At 45.4% G+C, this 15,894-nt stretch carries 14 protein-coding genes; 11 read left to right on the top strand and 3 right to left on the bottom strand.

Annotated features, from left to right (window positions below; all coding sequences use genetic code 11):
* The first annotated feature begins 1 nt into the window (after position 1).
* The 9 genes from GV030_RS15450 (at position 2) to GV030_RS15410 (ending at position 7,888) form a co-directional block, all read left to right on the top strand.
* Positions 2-499 (top strand): NADH-quinone oxidoreductase subunit A, encoded by a 498-nt coding sequence (locus tag GV030_RS15450; RefSeq protein ID WP_159583935.1) that lies wholly within the window; start codon positions 2-4, stop codon positions 497-499.
* On the top strand, positions 486-1,019 hold the full coding sequence (gene nuoB / locus GV030_RS15445; RefSeq protein ID WP_159583933.1) for an NADH-quinone oxidoreductase subunit NuoB: 534 nt from the start codon (positions 486-488) through the stop codon (positions 1,017-1,019). The genes GV030_RS15450 and nuoB overlap by 14 nt, the downstream gene beginning before the upstream one ends.
* Complete coding sequence (locus GV030_RS15440; protein ID WP_159583931.1) at positions 1,016-1,519, top strand: NADH-quinone oxidoreductase subunit C; 504 nt, start codon at positions 1,016-1,018, stop codon at positions 1,517-1,519. Before nuoB ends, GV030_RS15440 begins: the two co-directional genes overlap by 4 nt.
* A gap of 52 nt (positions 1,520-1,571) precedes the next feature.
* A complete protein-coding gene (locus GV030_RS15435) occupies positions 1,572-2,783 on the top strand; it encodes an NADH-quinone oxidoreductase subunit D (protein WP_255465485.1) in 1,212 nt (403 codons plus the stop codon).
* 63 nt (positions 2,784-2,846) lie between these two features.
* Positions 2,847-4,109: a hypothetical protein gene (locus GV030_RS15430; protein ID WP_159583929.1), complete on the top strand. Its 1,263-nt coding sequence runs from the start codon at positions 2,847-2,849 to the stop codon at positions 4,107-4,109.
* 41 nt (positions 4,110-4,150) lie between these two features.
* A complete protein-coding gene (locus GV030_RS15425) occupies positions 4,151-4,717 on the top strand; it encodes an RNA polymerase sigma factor (RefSeq protein WP_159583927.1) in 567 nt (188 codons plus the stop codon).
* Entirely contained in the window at positions 4,701-5,867 is a 1,167-nt protein-coding gene (locus tag GV030_RS15420) for a hypothetical protein (protein WP_159583925.1), read from the top strand. The genes GV030_RS15425 and GV030_RS15420 overlap by 17 nt, the downstream gene beginning before the upstream one ends.
* A gap of 28 nt (positions 5,868-5,895) precedes the next feature.
* Positions 5,896-7,392, top strand: coding sequence for an NAD(P)H-hydrate dehydratase (locus GV030_RS15415; RefSeq protein WP_159583923.1), 1,497 nt, complete (start codon positions 5,896-5,898; stop codon positions 7,390-7,392).
* 121 nt (positions 7,393-7,513) lie between these two features.
* On the top strand, positions 7,514-7,888 hold the full coding sequence (locus GV030_RS15410) for a T9SS type A sorting domain-containing protein (protein ID WP_159583921.1): 375 nt from the start codon (positions 7,514-7,516) through the stop codon (positions 7,886-7,888).
* 758 nt (positions 7,889-8,646) lie between these two features.
* Here GV030_RS15410 and GV030_RS15405 read toward each other — a convergent pair.
* Together GV030_RS15405 and GV030_RS15400 are read right to left on the bottom strand one after the other, a co-directional pair.
* Positions 8,647-11,613, bottom strand: coding sequence for a DUF2723 domain-containing protein (locus tag GV030_RS15405; protein ID WP_159583919.1), 2,967 nt, complete (start codon positions 11,611-11,613; stop codon positions 8,647-8,649).
* Between the two features lie 181 nt (positions 11,614-11,794).
* Positions 11,795-12,442, bottom strand: a complete 648-nt coding sequence (locus GV030_RS15400) for a hypothetical protein (RefSeq protein WP_159583917.1) — start codon at positions 12,440-12,442, stop codon at positions 11,795-11,797.
* Positions 12,443-12,528: 86 nt separating this feature from the next.
* Between GV030_RS15400 and GV030_RS15395 the strand changes: the two genes are divergently transcribed.
* Together GV030_RS15395 and GV030_RS15390 are read left to right on the top strand one after the other, a co-directional pair.
* Positions 12,529-13,701, top strand: a complete 1,173-nt coding sequence (locus GV030_RS15395; RefSeq protein ID WP_159583915.1) for a lipopolysaccharide assembly protein LapB — start codon at positions 12,529-12,531, stop codon at positions 13,699-13,701.
* A 3-nt stretch (positions 13,702-13,704) separates the two neighbouring features.
* Positions 13,705-14,661 carry an SDR family NAD(P)-dependent oxidoreductase gene (locus GV030_RS15390; RefSeq protein WP_159583911.1) on the top strand — a complete coding sequence of 319 codons (957 nt, stop codon included), beginning with the start codon at positions 13,705-13,707 and terminating at the stop codon, positions 14,659-14,661.
* Here GV030_RS15390 and GV030_RS15385 read toward each other — a convergent pair.
* Positions 14,645-15,715 (bottom strand): glycosyltransferase family 4 protein, encoded by a 1,071-nt coding sequence (locus GV030_RS15385; protein WP_159583909.1) that lies wholly within the window; start codon positions 15,713-15,715, stop codon positions 14,645-14,647. The genes GV030_RS15390 and GV030_RS15385 overlap by 17 nt on opposite strands.
* Positions 15,716-15,894 lie beyond the last annotated feature (179 nt).

Here is a 15,894-nt window from a genome sequence, read left to right as displayed (position 1 = left end):
GATGTTAGAGATTTCAGGATTTGGAGTTGCTCTGTTATTTATTATCGGGGGTGTAGGGTTTATCATGACCACACTGCTGGTAGGAAAAGCATTGCGCCCTGTTCGCCCCAATGTGGAGAAGGAAACCACCTACGAATCGGGGGAGGACCCCGTGAAGTCTGCGTGGAGTATTTTCAACATACGATTTTACGTAGTTGCGCTTATTTTTCTCCTTTTCGAAACCGAGTTGGTTTTTTTGTTTCCCTGGGCTACGGTATTTGCAGATCCAGAGATGAATGCTGAGACTAGCGGTCTGTGGGGCATGTTTTCCCTCATAGAGACTTTCATTTTCATAGGAATTTTGTTTTTGGGTCTGATCTATGTGTGGGCCAATGGAATGCTCGATTGGGTGAAACCAAAATCAAAAGCGGTAGAATTCAAATCGAAAATACCACTCAAGGCCTATGCGCACATCAATCAAAAAGAATATAAAGTAAGGAAGCAGGATGGGACTACTTGATCAGCAGTTTGGACAGGGGGGGATTATCGTCACCAAGGCAGATGACCTGCTCAACTGGGCACGACTTTCCAGTATATGGCCGATGGGATTTGGCCTGGCCTGCTGCGCCATAGAAATGATGGGGGCCTATGCTTCGGGTTATGATATGGATCGTTTCGGGGTGTTGCCGCGTGCTTCACCACGGCAGTCGGATGTGATGGTGGTGGCCGGTACTGTCACTTTTAAAATGGCCGACCGGGTAAGGAGACTTTATGAGCAGATGGCGGAGCCTAGATATGTGATCTCCATGGGCAGCTGTTCCAACTGTGGCGGACCTTATTGGGAGCATGGTTACCATGTAGTGAAGGGTGTGGATAAAATCATTCCTGTGGATGTGTATGTACCAGGGTGTCCTCCCAGACCAGAGGCGTTGATCGGAGGCTTTATGAAACTTCAGGAGAAGATCAGAGGGGAGTCTCTGATGAAGCCGGAAGCTTTGAAAAAATTAATGGAGAAGAGGAAGAAAGCTACTGTATCATGACCTTTCAAGAACTCAAACAACTTGTAACCGACCAGTTTCCTGAGGCCATGCTTGGTGAGGATTTGAATGCCACGCCGCAGGCCTTGCTGGTGGCACCAGAAGCCATTCATGCAGTTTGTACCTGGCTGCATGCTGGAGAGAAGACTTATTTTGATTCGCTTTCGTGCCTCACCGGACTTGACAATGGCCCTGAAGCTGGCACCATGGAGGTAATTTACAACCTGTACAGCATCCCGTATGATCTGCATCTGATGCTAAAGGTTTCTTTGGAGAGAGCTAATCCTCATATTGATACCGTATCAGATATTTGGAAAACGGCCAACTGGCACGAGCGGGAGGCCTATGACCTTTTGGGTATTCATTTTAATAATCACCCAGATTTGAGGAGAATTCTCTTACCCAAGGACTGGGAAGGCCACCCCTTGAGGAAGGATTATGAGGAACAGGAGAAGTACCATGGCATGACAGTGAAATACGACAGGAAGGAAGCGCCTAACTAGACCCTCGAAAGTAAAATAAATCACGGTTTATCATCATCATTCCAACACTCACTTGAACATTCAATACACATACCACCCGGATCATCTGAAAAACTCAGAACCGTCAGTTTACACAGCGGAGAGTCTGAAAAAAGAGGAAATGCTGATCAATCTGGGACCGCAGCACCCCTCCACTCATGGGGTGCTCAGGCTGGAGGTAATCACCGATGGTGAAATGGTGAAGGATGTGGTGCCTCACCCTGGCTACCTGCATAGATGTTTTGAAAAGCATGCTGAGTCAGTTCCCTTTAATCAGGTGATTCCCTATGTGGATCGATTGGACTATGTGGCAGCCATGAACTCAGAACATGCCTACGCCATGGGTATAGAGCGTATGCTTGGCATCTCTGAGAGAATCCCCAAACGGGTGGAATACATCAGGGTGTTGGTAGCAGAGTTAAACAGGCTTGCTTCCCATTTTGTGGCCATTGGCACCTATGGCATGGATATCGGGGCATTTACCCCTTTCCTCTGGATGATGCGCGATCGTGAGCATATTCTCAGACTTTTAGAATGGGCTTCTGGTGCCCGAATGCTCTATAATTATGTATGGATAGGTGGGTTGTTTTATGACTTGCCTGTGGGCTTCGAAGAGCGCTGCGTGAGCTTTTCAAAATACTTGAAGCCCAAACTCCGAGACCTGGAAAAGCTTTTGATCTCCAATAAGATCTTCATAGATCGTACTGCCCATGTTGGGACCCTCCCGCTTGACCTGGCCATCAACTATGGGGTGACAGGCCCAATGCTGCGTGGATCCGGCCTTAAGTTTGACCTCAGGCGGGTGGATGGATACAGTGTGTATCCCGAACTGGACTTTGAAATACCCATCGGTGAAGGACACGTGGGAGAGGTAGGTGATTGCTGGGATCGCAATTGGGTCCGCTTTCGCGAATGCGAGGAATCCCTAAAAATTATTGACCAATGTCTGACTCAATTGACCTCAGATCATAAACGCACCCGGGAGTTTGATCCACGTGAGATGGTGCCGAAGAAGATCAGGCCGAAGGCTCAGGATTTTTACATTCGTGCAGAAAATCCAAAGGGCGAGTTGGGTTTCTTTTTCCGGACTGACGGACGAAGTGACCAGGCTTTACGTTGCAAGGCGCGCTCCTGCTGCTTCACGAACCTGTCTGTGCTTCCTGAGATCAGCCGGGGTTATATGCTCGCAGACCTTATTGCCATTGTTGGCTCCCTTGATTTTGTCATGGGGGAGGTAGATAGATAATATTTTTCAGAGCTTGCAGCGTTTTTGATACAGCTTCAGTCTTAGTACCAAACCCATGTTACTATGATCTGGAAAAATCAAACATTTCAAATACTGATTGTTGGCATTTTGCTGACTTCATGCGATGCTTTTCAAGAGGATGTAGCTCCAAAAGGAGAGGATGAACTGGTGCTGACGGAAGGTATTTCTGCGTTACCCAACACCCCAGTTTTTATTGATCTGAAGAAGACCATCCGGTCCTCTGAGGCTGTCAGGTTTAGTATTGGCGCGGCGCCCAACAAAGGGAGCGCCACTATTTCGGACCAGGCGATTTTACAGTATGTTCCTAACAACGACTTCACCCATGGGCAGGATGTGGTGTCTATTCAACTTCTTAATGGAGTGGGGCAGCTTATTGATACTGACAGTTTACTGATCACCATGGCTACTTCTGCGGATAGTCTGCCATGCTTCAATGGTGCATTGAGTGATTACTATTCTGTATCCAAAAATACATCATTGATTATCTATCCGATCGCCAACGATGGATATTGTGTGGAGAGCACTTCCGGGGCGGTGATTGATTTTATGGAAGAGCCAGCTCACGGTTCGCTGAGTCAGGTGGAGTTATTTACCTATCGGTACACTCCTGAGGCTGATTTTGTGGGCCGGGAGCAATTTATGTATGAACTCACCCTCATAGATAATGAAGGAGCAACGTTTTATTCCATCGGGCAAGTGAATATTGAGGTGACTGAGACTTCTTTTGGTTGTGATACCATGGTCTACCCGCTTACCTATGAGATGCCCGATTCCCTTAGTTATTTGGATGTATTGCCTTTTGCGCCCAGTCCGGTTTGTGAAGTCTTCACCTGGACTGTCCATTTGAAGAGCGTGACATCCGGGAGTGCCGAAGTACTTAATAGTGGCCTCATAAGGTATTACCCGGGAACTGATTCCATTGATGTGATAGACTATAGCATCTCATTTGGAGATCAGACTTTTCATAACCAAATCACCATCATCATCGAAGGCAGAACCGATGATCAATGCCTTGAAGCCATTTATGACGAATATCAGCTTTCGATCACAAAGGATTCACTAGGTACCCGGGACCATCCGTATATCCTGAATGTAGCTGAAAATGACATTACGTGCTCAACAGACTATACCCTTCAGATTGTGATAGAGCCGGAGATAGGGGTCAGTTCCGTCAATGCCGAGCAAATGATTGAGTACTATGTGGAGAATTTCGAATCGGATAGTACGGAAACAGCTTTTCTCTACCAAATATGTGCCGGAGGCGCCTGTGATACGGCACACGTTTCTCTGATGTTGGAGTTTTGATTTAGACATCTCAAATAAAGAAAACGACCCGACATGGTTTCATGTCGGGTTGTGTCGGTTATCAAGTGAGTCAGTTGATCCAGGAAATATTGAAAGGAGACCGTCGGGCCCAGGGACGATTTTATGATGAGTTCAGTCCATTGGTGATGGGTATTTGCATGCGATATATGAAAAGTCATGAAGCAGCATCAGATGTATTTCAGGAGGCCTTTATAAAAATATTCAACAACCTAGGTCAGGTAAAGAACATGCAGGCCGTAGCGGGATGGATTAAGAAGATCACTGTGAATACGGCCCTGGATCATCTCCGAGTGATTAGGTATGATCATGATGTCGGTTCGGAAGGAAATGAACTCAGTGACCAGTTTTATAGCGACCTGATCGACAAGCTGTCTACGGAGGTCATTTTGCAGGCAGTCAATAATCTGGCTGAGGGTTACCGGGTGATTTTCAATATGAGCGTTATTGATGGATTTAGCCACAAGGAAATTGCCAATGAACTGGGTATTTCGGAGAGCACCAGCAGGTCGCAGCTCACGCATGCCAGGCATGTGTTGAAAAGATATTTGAATGAGCTAGGAATTACACGCTATGAACAAGTCATTTGAAGATAAAATAAGAGATCGATTGAGCGAATACCGCGTTGATCCACCGGCAGGTTTTCGTGATGCTATTCTTAATGCTCCGGGACCTGGTGAGGCCTGGCTTGTTCGTTTTTTTCATGCGTTTGGAGCGGTGCTTATGCTGATTTCCCTATTCATGGTGGGGTATATCCCCATGAGGGAGCAGGCAGATTTGGGTTTGGGTGATGAGGGCAGGCTGAACAGCCAAGAGGTAGTTGACTTCTCTGGAGATTCATTTTCTCATCCGACAATAGCCATGAATGATGAGGAAGCAACTCCAATGAAAACTTCGCCCAGGGCTCTGGAATCAAAGGAAGAATTAATTACGCCACTGCCCCATGCTGAGATGAGGGATGAGGAGCGATATGATGCCCCTCACAGAGCTGTGTTTGATCCCTGGGATTTGGAGAAATTAGCGGGAGAGGAAGCCATGGAACCTGCCTATCCGACATTGGCAGGTGGGGTGGAGACAAATGAGATTATTTTTAAGAGAACCAGACGAGCCTACACGCTATACCTTGAAGGGGGGGCTTTCTTTTTATACAACAGGATCAGGCCAAACCTCGATGACGACATTTATGTGAGTGATTATGATGCCCCTTTCGGGCTGTCAGCTTCGCGGGTTGGCCTTTCCGTGCATTGGGGACTGCAGCGGACATGGTCCGAGCATTTTAGTACCAGACTTGGTTTGGGATTTAATCATTACAATCAGGATTTCTCCTTCAACGTTCGTGGTACAACACCCCAAACGGTGGTAGTGGAATCGGATTTTGTTACTCCGATTTATGAGATCAGTACAGTTCAGATTAAAAAGCGAGTGTCTACAGTGGGGGTGAAAATCCAAAATACCTGGTCTTTCCCATCACGTTACAATTCTTTGTTTGCCTCTGTTGAATACCAAAGAATGATCAGCTCACTACCAACCTTTGAATATGAAGGGACCAGACACACGCTGGTTGACCCCAACCAATATTTTTTAGAACTGGGATTGAGAAAGTTACTTTTCGAGGGAAACCGCGGCCTCATTCATGTGACGCCTGCTTTCAAATATTCGGTGACTAAATTTAGAGAGATGGACATTATATCCGTCAAGCCTTTTAGTGTGGGGGTTTCTGTATCGTATGGCTTGAAGTAAGGGCTTTTCTTGTGTAGCTTAGTCTGCTATGATACCCATCCTCACTGCTCAGCAAATACGTGATGCCGACCAATACACCATTGGGCATGAGCCAATCACTTCCATTAACCTTATGGAACGTGCTTCCAGAGCATTTGTAAGAAAATTTTCTACGCTGGTGCCAGGGGGTAGCCGGATTATGATATTCTGTGGTACTGGCAACAACGGAGGAGATGGTCTGGTCATTGCACGGGTGCTGATCCAGCAGGCACATGATGTCAGCATTTTTGTTGTTGGTTCCGTTGAAAGAGCCACAGAAGATTTTAAGGTCAATTTCGAAAGACTTTCAGTTCTCACAGGGATTCATCAGGTTGTGAATGAAGATCAAATTCCCAGTATCCCGGATAATGCTGTGGTGATAGACGGACTGTTTGGCAGTGGTCTTTCCCGGCCTGTGAGTGGTCTGTTTGCCAATGTGATTGATCAAATAAATAAATCAGGTGCTGAGGTATACGCTATTGACATCTCGTCCGGCCTTTATCCTGACCAGCCACTGGGTGAGGGAGCGGTAGTGGAGGCTACACATACCATTTCTTTTCAGACTCCCAAATTGATTTTTTTCCTTCCGGAAATGCGCAAGTACGTAGGGCAGTGGCATGTGGTGGATATTGGACTGGATGAGCCTTTCATACAGAGTTGCGAGACTGATGCTTTTTTTACCCAGGCCCGGGATATTGCGCTGCCCTCACGATCCACGTTTGACCACAAGGGAAGTGCTGGCAGATTGCTGCTGATTGCAGGTAGTAAGGGCAAGATGGGTGCGGCCACTTTGAGTGCCAGGGCAGCCATGCGTAGCGGATGCGGGTTGCTGTATATACACACGCCTTGCTGCGGGTTAAATATTCTTCAGGTGAATGTACCGGAGGCCATGGTGATTGAAGATGAGCATACTGAAGTAATCACGGAGGTCATGCCCGCCGACAATGTGGATGTGCTGGCAATGGGACCGGGTATCGGCACCAATTCGCTTACCCAAAAGGCGTTGGCTGATTTGATTCTTCATACCAGCGAACCCATGGTGTTGGATGCTGATGCACTTAATATCCTGGCACTCAACCCCGAGCTATTGAATGCATTGCCACCGGAAAGCATTCTTACACCGCATCCTGGAGAGTTTGCTCGTTTGGTAGGGGCCTGGAGGAGCGATTTTGAAAAATTGGAAAAACTCCGCTGGTTGGCGAAGACCTATCAACTAAATGTGGTGTTGAAGGGAGCTTATTCAGCGGTTTGCAGTTCTCGTGGGTACCTATATTTTAATCCCACCGGTAACCCGGGGATGGCTACTGCTGGCAGCGGCGATGTGCTCACGGGCATTGTGGCGGCTTTGCTGGCACAGGGGATGGCACCATTTGATGCGCTGAGGGCCGGAGTGTATCTCCATGGACAGGCCGGAGACGAAGCTGCCATTAACGTGGGGGAGATTTCATTAATGGCATCAGATTTGATAGAATATCTGCCTGCGGCTTTCAAAAAATTACATTTTTAGGGTGGTTTTTTTTAAGACATCATAAAAGATGTTAAAAACCGGACTTAACGAAGAATTCATGTAAAAATTTTGAGGTAATGCGGGAACTTTGGTATTTTTTTTGCGTACTTTGTATGTAACAATGTACAATAAACTCATCATAGCGTCGTTTGCCTGCCTCCTCTCCTTGGCCGCCTGGTCACAGAGTGGTACTGGTAGCGTGGTGAGTGCAGAAACTAATTTCTACAATCAGCCTCTTGATATTAGCAATAAGATTGAGATTTATCCTAACCCGGCTGTTGAGTATGTGATCGTGGAGATCTCCAATTCTACCCTTACCAATACTGAGTTTGAGATGCACAGTATCATCGGTAATGAGATTAAGATTTCTCCTGAGGAAATTGGAAATGGCCGATTCAGAGTACCCGTGAAAGATTTTGCTACAGGGTATTATTTCCTTGTGGTAAAAGATGAGGTATTGAGGTTCAAAAAAGCCTATCGATTTTTGAAAAATTAGAATCTTCTTTCTGAAAGCAGATGCCACCAAGTTGAAAAGATTTTGGTGGCTTTTTTTTGTTCAATATTTGATGTCCTCTTAATGATCCCCCTCCATAGGGGTCAAACAATATTTGTGTGGGGTGACATTATATATTTATTGTTTGTAAAATCAAATAATCTACTTGAAAGTAGAGAACAAGGACGTAAAGGAGGGCGGGGCATCCAAGCCTTGCCCGGCCGGGACAAGTGTGAATCATTTTGACTCCAAAAAATTCCTAAAAAAGCGCAACCCAGATGAGTCAAAATGATTGTTTGCGTGCGACCGGCCAGGTTGGTGCCTCCTTTATGTGGAATCACCAATTGTTTTCTTTGCCTACGCGGCCCGGGGCAAGCAAAGAAAATGAAGGGTATGTTGCAAATCAATTGGATTGAGGGATGTAAGGTATCAGATAACTACTTCAACATCCATCTTTAATACAATTTATCCACAGGAATTCCGCTTGATCCCTCCATAGCTTTCGTCATGATGTAGGGCTCGATGGTCTAGTTGGTGATCTTCTAAACGCGTCGGTTGTCAGCCCCTCATACCAACTGATGAACTCGTCATTGGTCGTAGCCCGAACTCAGGATTCTTTGGGTGAGAGCCTGGTAGTTAGATGCTCTGGGATGAGTTAGATTGATCCATGAGTAATGGGGGTCAGCCTTACCACCGGTTGAAAAAACAAAAGGCCCCGCGAGTGAAACTCGCGGGGCCTTTTTTGAGATCCTTCTATCTCATTAATTATTCTGAAAGGATTTGTAGTATTTATTGAACATCTCCTCATACTTTGCAGCCTCCTCATTCATCCGGTTGGCCCGATAGGCACGGGTGATGTTATTTAGCGAGTAGAGTTTTTGTTGGATTTCCGCACGGTTGTAGATACCCCTTTCTATATAGTAATCCAGCATTTCTACAGCATCTTTTGAGGTGGTTTCTGCCACATAGTTGGCCAGATCATTTTCGCCGACCTCAAGAAGCAGACCTACCTGCTGTACATTGAAGTAGTCAAATGGAATGGACTCATTGGGCATTACCTCCAGACACCTTACCAATACTTCCTTAGCTCGGTCATAGTCATTGGCTTCCATCAGTGAGATAGCCAGTGTGTTAAAAGCTGATCTGTGATTCAGACAGAAATTGCGATAATCCTCAGAATAATACACATCCGGATTATCCAGCTGTCTCCAGTGATATTTCTCCATCAGGTTTTGGTACATCACGTCGTTGTTCACCTGATATTCCTGGGCATTCGGGTTTTTTACCGGCAATAGTCGGTAAGCAATACCCTCCTGAACCACATAAGGTCTAAGGTTCATATTCAGTGAATTCATGGAGGTGGTATTGAAGTAGATAGGTCTCTCCCAATTAGAGTTGACCATGAGGTCAATCACTCCCAGGTCATTCTTTTCCAGTCCTCTTCCCTGTATACTCCAGGTCATTTTATCCACAATCCTGTTTTCCAGATTTTTAGGCACTACACCCATTGCTTTGATCTTCGCAGTGTCAATGTTCAGGAACATCTGCCTGGAAGGAACTGAGTTGTAGTAAGATCCAGTGCTCAGGGGCACCTGAAGACCTTTGTGCTCCTGTTTGATCAGATCGAGGAACCTATTCGCATTGATGGCCCCTTTGATGCTCTTATTCTCCATTACCGGCAGATAATCATTGAGCCCGCCCTGCTGATAATTCTTGAGAGACAAGCTGAATGGTAGCGGCGCTGACTCGTAGGCAGGGCGCATCATCTGGCTCACGTACCAGTCGGTATTGAAATAGCTCAATACGATCACACGCACGTCTGTTCTGTATCCTTCCACTTCCTGAACATACCAGAGAGGGAAGGTGTCATTGTCTCCACCAGTGAACAATATGGCATTGGGCGCACATGAATCCAGGTAGTTTTTGGCTGCATCTACTGAGAAGTACCTGTTGGATCTGTCATGATCGTCCCAGTTTTCTTTTGCCATTACACCCGGTATGGTAAGTCCCAATAGTAAGGAGAGTACGGCCAGGAGTTTCTTGTTTTTCACAATGGCCCCGAGCAAGTCGTATATGGCCAGTACTCCGAAACCGATCCAAATAGCGAATACATAATAGGAGCCGGAATAAATGTAATCACGCTCACGAGGCTCAGACGGGGGAGAGTTCAGGTAAAGTACCAGAGCTATTCCTGTCAGGAAGAAGAGTAGCAGCGTGACCGAAAAATATTTTTTGTCCTTTTTGTACTGAATGAAAATCCCTAACAAGCCTAGCAAAAGGGGCAGAGAATAATAGATGTTCCTGCCCTTGTTTTCCAGAAGAGACTCTGGAAGGTCTGTATCAAAAGCACCGTTGAGCCCTACCCAACCAGCATCCTGAATGTCTGAACTTCTGCCAGAGAAGTTCCATAGGAAATATCGCATGTACATAGTGCCCACCTGATAGTTGAGCATAAAGTATATGTTGTCCGTAAAACTTGGTTTTTCATCGGGTTGCAGCCCGGTAATCTCTCGGTAGCGCTGCTTGTGTGCTTCCGTGTTGCTGTACATCCTGGGCAGAATGGTGGTATGCTTGGGATTATAGACGTACTCAAGTTTGTAATCTTTGATTTCGTACTTATCCTCACCACGCATGTAAGTAGGACTGCCCTGCTTTTGATCTACGATATCGGCTGTATAGTACTGACCTTTAAACAAAGGTCTGCTCCCGTACTGCTCGCGTTTCAGGTAAGACACGAAAGACAGCACGTCTTCAGGGTTGTTTTCATCTATCGGTGGGTTGTAATTACTTCGTATGAGTACGATGGTATAGGAAGAATAACCGATGATGATGAAAGTGAAACAAAGGAGAATGGTATTGAGCGTAAGTTTCTGTTTTTTGATGGAGTAGTATATTCCATAAACCAATCCGCCAAGAAATGCAGTACCAAAGAATATAACCCCCGATCCAAATGGAAGTCCCAAGCCATTGACAAAGAATATTTCCAGAGTACCCGCTACCGAAGGCAGGCCGGGGATTACGCCCAGCATGACGATGAGTATAGCAGCTCCGGCAGCACCTAGGGTTAGGATGATTCCTTTTTTGGTAATCTTTTCGTTGTTTTTAAAATAAATGATCAGCCCCATAGCCGGGATCGTCACGAGGTTGAGCAAGTGAACACCAATGGATAAGCCCATCATGTAAGCGATAAGGATCAGCCATTTGTTTCCATCTGAGTCGTTTTCAATGTTTTCCCATTTCAGGATAGCCCAAAATACAAAGGCGGTAAAAAACGCTGACATACCGTAAACTTCGGCTTCCACAGCGCTGAACCAAAAGGAGTCAGAGAAGGTGCAAGACAAAGCACCAACAAGGCCTGCACTCATAATCAGGATGGTCTGTTCAGTGGTTTCTTCACCTTTCTTGATTTTCAGCACTCTCTTGACAAGGTGAGTGATGGACCAAAACAAGAACAGGATAGAAAATGCACTACTCATCACACTGAGCATATTGATCCAGAAGGCTACCTGAGTGACATCACCCAGAGCCAGTAGAGAGAATAATCTGCCTACCAAAAGGAAAAAAGGTGCTCCCGGAGGGTGGGGAACTTCGAGCTTATAAGAACAGGCGATAAACTCACCACAGTCCCAGAAACTGGCAGTGGGCTCCACGGTCAAGGTGTAGACCACCATTGAAATGATAAAAGTAGCCCATCCGGCTATTACGTTAGTCTTTTGATATCCCATCATGATTCTTTTGAGTCAACTTGGCGAAATTAGCAATAATGCGGTATAATGTCTGAGGATTCGATTCTTTATATGGGCTATTATAAAGCTTATTTACTCCGAAATGGAATTTTTGATTCTTTCATTACATATAAATTTTGTTAAAAAGGAGAGTTTGTTTCTGCCAGGATTTCAGGTGTAAAATTCATTTGTACACGATCACATAATAGATTAGCCACAAAAAGAAAAAAAGCACATATGAGCTAAGTGTAATGAAAAGGGATGTTTTCAGTTTTTTATTGCTCAACCAATAGATGCCGGCTACCAGCATTCCCCAGTATAGAATCTCAAAAAGATTGAGCGCTTTGAGGGGATATAGCCACTTTGCATCCAGGCTTTCATAGTTGAAAAAATTAATGAGGCTCAGTGGATAGTAGGCCACGAAATCATGGTAAGTAGGGTCGGTTTCAAATACAGTAAACCAGACGACCTTCAAAAGTTCAGGGATAATAAAGACCAACTCCATGATCATCACCATTTTCCATAGCTGAGCGTAAGTGACCCTATACCCAAAGAGAAAGCAGCCTACCCATAGCAGGAAGGATGTGAGGGTAAATTTCCAGGCGATGAAGATGGGCACCGAGAGGTACTGTAGGCCAAAGAAGACATCCATGATCCACATTTCACCGCGATCCTGCAGGATTTCGAATGCGGCAATGCTATCAATGATAAACATCCTCTTGATGAGAAAGGCTGAAAAATAGAGCAGACATAAAACGAAGAAGAAGGCTTTTCCGTCTATGTTATACCAGTCGTCTAAAAATCGTTGGCGATACTTATTTAACCCGTTCATTGGCGCTAATTTCGTATGAAAATTCATAAGCCTTGCTCCGTTTGGAACAATAGTTGCCTACTAGCTCTTGCTAAAAGGATCACCACATGAAGAAACTCCTGATTTTTGCCTGTTGTCTCACCTGGATGTTTAGTGCCCGGGCGCAGTTCAATGCCAAAATACCCATAGATAGCAACTATAGCATACTCTCCAATCCCTTCATTCAGATGGAGTCCACTGAGGCGATCAATGACATGTACAATTTTCGCTTTGAGCGATCTATGTCACACTTTAATTACCTGAGAAAGGAATATGGCTGGCACCCGCTGCCCTATTTTCTCATGGGACTGAACTATTGGTGGCGTATTCTGCCTAATTTCAACAACGAGGAGTATGACAAGGCCTTTCATGCCTATATGGACACCTCCATGATCCTGGCGGAGCGGCTCTACAAAGACCTGAATAAGGTAGAGGGAGCTTTTATGCTGGCAGCCACTTATGCTTTTCAGGGAAGATTGTATTCGGAAAGAAGAGAGTGGGGGAAGGCGGCCTATGCAGGGAAGAATGCCTTGAAATATCTGGAGGAATGTAAAGGCTATGGTGATCTGAGCCCTGAGCTATTGTTTGGAGATGCGTTGTTCAATTATTATCGGGAGTGGGTGCCGGAGAATTATCCTTTTCTGAAACCTGTTATGGCCATTTTTCCAGATGGGGATAAAGAAAAAGGGATTGAGCAGTTAAAAATTGTGGCCAGAAATGCATTTTATACCCGCACGGAGGCGCAATACTATTTGATGCGAATCTCGTATTATGAGGAAAATGATATTCAGGGATCGATGCAGCTGGCAGGGTATCTCCATAAAACTTTTCCGGGCAATGCTTATTTCCATAGATTTTATACGCGCCTTCTCTATCAATCCGGCAACTATGGAGAAGCCACCAAAGAGTGTATATCCATTTTGAACCGGATTGACAGTGCTCAGGCTGGATATGAATACAATTCCGGCAGGTATGCTTCCTTTTTCCTTGGGCATATGAATGAGATTCACCGCAATTTTGAAGAGGCCAAGAAATACTTTAAACTAGCTATGGAATACGGTGAGGCTGCTGATGCCACAGATATGGGTTACTATATTTATGCCGTACTACATTTGGGCAGGATTGCAGAGAAAGAAGAAGATACTGAGGCTGCCAAAGCCTATTATAAGCAGGTTCGTAAGATTACAGGGAGGAGTCATTCTGCTAACAAGGAAGCTAAAATGAAGCTTAAGGAGCTCTAAATAATGGAAAATCATTTGCGTAAGAAAGTATTGATTACCGGAGGTGCCGGATATTTGGGCTCATTCCTGGTAGGTGAGCTCCTCAAGCAAGAGGATACGCATGTTGTGGTATTTTCCAGAGATGAGCTGAAGCACTTCAATCTCAAGATGCAACTCGGAGATTTATCCCAGAGGGTGGATTTTGTGATCGGGGATGTGCGCGATGAAGACAGACTGGCCGAAGCCTGCAATGGGGTGGAGCTGGTGATACATGCTGCGGCCATGAAGCAGGTGGGTACGTGTGAGGATAATCCAACCGAATGCTACAAGACCAATGTGTTGGGCACGGAAAATGTGATTCACGCGGCCCGGCGTTCTGGTGTTCGACAACTGATCTTTGTGTCTACAGACAAGGCAGTAGAGCCAGTTTCTGTCTATGGCAATTCGAAACAAGCCGGTGAGCGGTTGGTGCTAAAATCCAATAGTCCAGAGTTTCAGGCTTCTGTAATTCGGTTTGGTAATCTGATAGGATCACCTGGCTCCATCGTGGATAAGTTGTCAAAATTGAATGCAGGAGAGACCATTACTCTATACAGCCAAGAACTGACTCGATTTGTGGATTCATTGGACAATGCCCGCCAATTGATCTATGCCCAAATGAGCAGAGATTTCGGGGGAGTCATCATGATCCCCAAGCTTCGATCTGTTAAAGTAGCGGATTTGGTAAGCGTTTGTGCTCCACTCATTCAGGTGAAGTTTGGCGGAGAGCGGGGATTTGAGAAAATTCATGAAAAACTGGCTACGAAGAACGAACTGAGCCGCATGTGTGAGACAGAGGATTTTTATCTGATCACCCAGGAAGCTCTAGGGCAAGACGGTGCCCTGGATAAATTTGGAGCCCTTCCGGTACGGCTGCTCGCTTACGATTCAGAAACTGCAGAGGCATTTTCGACTTTTGAGAAGCTTAGGGCTGGTCGTTGAATAGATTGAAAAAAGTTTGCTTCTGGCTATTTACTGAGTATTTCTGCTCGATCAGTAGTCGGCCATTGTTTCCCAAAGTCTTTCTTTTCTGATGATCCTGAAGCAAGGTTGAAAGCCTGGACACCCAATCTTCTGTGGTTTGGGCAAAGTATCCGTTAAAATCCTCTTGAATGATTTCATTATTCACCCCTACGGGACTGGCGACCGCTGGTACACCAAGAGAAAGGTATTGGATCAGCTTGAATCCGCATTTCCCTTTCGACCATTCCGTGTCCTCCAAAGGCATCACCCCTATATCCATGAGACTCAGGTCTTCAATCTCCGTTTCTTTCTTCCATGCCAGGAAGCGAAAGTGTTTGAGAGGTAGGTTGGGGTTTTTATTGGCAATGACTAAAAATTCAAATTCGAATCGCTCCTGCAGCAGTGTAAGAGCCGGAAGAATAGTGTCCAGATAGAAGAGTGTAGAGTGCGAGCCTGTCCACCCGATGACCGGTATTGGGTGTTTTTGATGAATAGGGGGTGTGTGAATAGAAGTGTCCACGATGGTGGGTACTAGCACCACATCATCGCAATATTTGCGTGCAAAATCACCGAGGTATTCATTCCCAACCGATACTTTCCAGCTCCATTTACAGATTGACGCTACTTTTGAGCGCCATTTCAGGGTTTTCCAGAGAATGTTTTCATGGTTCTGATCAGCCATCCAGATGGCGTCATCAAAGTCGTAGATCACCTTTTTCTTAAATACCCGGGTGATTAACCATTCAAAGACGGGTGGACCGAAGGGTGTGAGCTCCCGATGAATGAAGATAAAATCATACTTCCCTAATGTGAAGAGCATTTTTATCCTGGATAGATATCCTCCAATCACATAAAATCCCTTATTTACGAAATTACCCCGCTGATAGGCTATGCCCCAGGCCTTTTCGGAAAGAAAAGAGCTAAAGTCATAAGTCAAATCCATTTCTTCCATAAATTTGAAAAAATGCTCGAACCTAAAGCGCTGTGATGGGGCTCTTTGAATTGGATATGGGGTGAGGAAGAGGAGTTTCATGAATGCATGATAAGACGGAATAAGTCACTAAAAAAATAGAATTAAGCGAAAGTAATAAACATGGGAGTTAGGGATTTGCTGTTTACACCATTTTACTTATTACTTATTTCTGTGGGCGCTTTTTTTCTGAGACCATACTTTACGAATCGCCAGACTCGAAGGTATTTTTTACCTGCCTT

Origin of the sequence: Marinoscillum sp. 108, assembly GCF_902506655.1 — a bacterium.
Lineage (GTDB): Bacteria > Bacteroidota > Bacteroidia > Cytophagales > Cyclobacteriaceae > Marinoscillum > Marinoscillum luteum.
The sequence above is the reverse complement of the archived record's forward strand: the minus strand, read 5'-3'. Positions and strand labels throughout refer to the sequence as shown.

Bases quoted from the DNA above. Each gene is read 5' to 3' on its own strand.
- GV030_RS15450 (WP_159583935.1), top strand. From the start codon at position 2: ATGTTAGAGATTTCAGGATTTGGAGTTGCTCTGTTATTTATTATCGGG.
- nuoB (WP_159583933.1), top strand. From the start codon at position 486: ATGGGACTACTTGATCAGCAGTTTGGACAGGGGGGGATTATCGTCACC.
- GV030_RS15440 (WP_159583931.1), top strand. From the start codon at position 1,016: ATGACCTTTCAAGAACTCAAACAACTTGTAACCGACCAGTTTCCTGAG.
- GV030_RS15430 (WP_159583929.1), top strand. From the start codon at position 2,847: ATGATCTGGAAAAATCAAACATTTCAAATACTGATTGTTGGCATTTTG.
- GV030_RS15425 (WP_159583927.1), top strand. From the start codon at position 4,151: ATGTCGGGTTGTGTCGGTTATCAAGTGAGTCAGTTGATCCAGGAAATA.
- GV030_RS15420 (WP_159583925.1), top strand. From the start codon at position 4,701: ATGAACAAGTCATTTGAAGATAAAATAAGAGATCGATTGAGCGAATAC.
- GV030_RS15415 (WP_159583923.1), top strand. From the start codon at position 5,896: ATGATACCCATCCTCACTGCTCAGCAAATACGTGATGCCGACCAATAC.
- GV030_RS15410 (WP_159583921.1), top strand. From the start codon at position 7,514: ATGTACAATAAACTCATCATAGCGTCGTTTGCCTGCCTCCTCTCCTTG.
- GV030_RS15405 (WP_159583919.1), bottom strand. From the start codon at position 11,613: ATGATGGGATATCAAAAGACTAACGTAATAGCCGGATGGGCTACTTTT.
- GV030_RS15400 (WP_159583917.1), bottom strand. From the start codon at position 12,442: ATGAACGGGTTAAATAAGTATCGCCAACGATTTTTAGACGACTGGTAT.
- GV030_RS15395 (WP_159583915.1), top strand. From the start codon at position 12,529: ATGAAGAAACTCCTGATTTTTGCCTGTTGTCTCACCTGGATGTTTAGT.
- GV030_RS15390 (WP_159583911.1), top strand. From the start codon at position 13,705: ATGGAAAATCATTTGCGTAAGAAAGTATTGATTACCGGAGGTGCCGGA.
- GV030_RS15385 (WP_159583909.1), bottom strand. From the start codon at position 15,715: ATGAAACTCCTCTTCCTCACCCCATATCCAATTCAAAGAGCCCCATCA.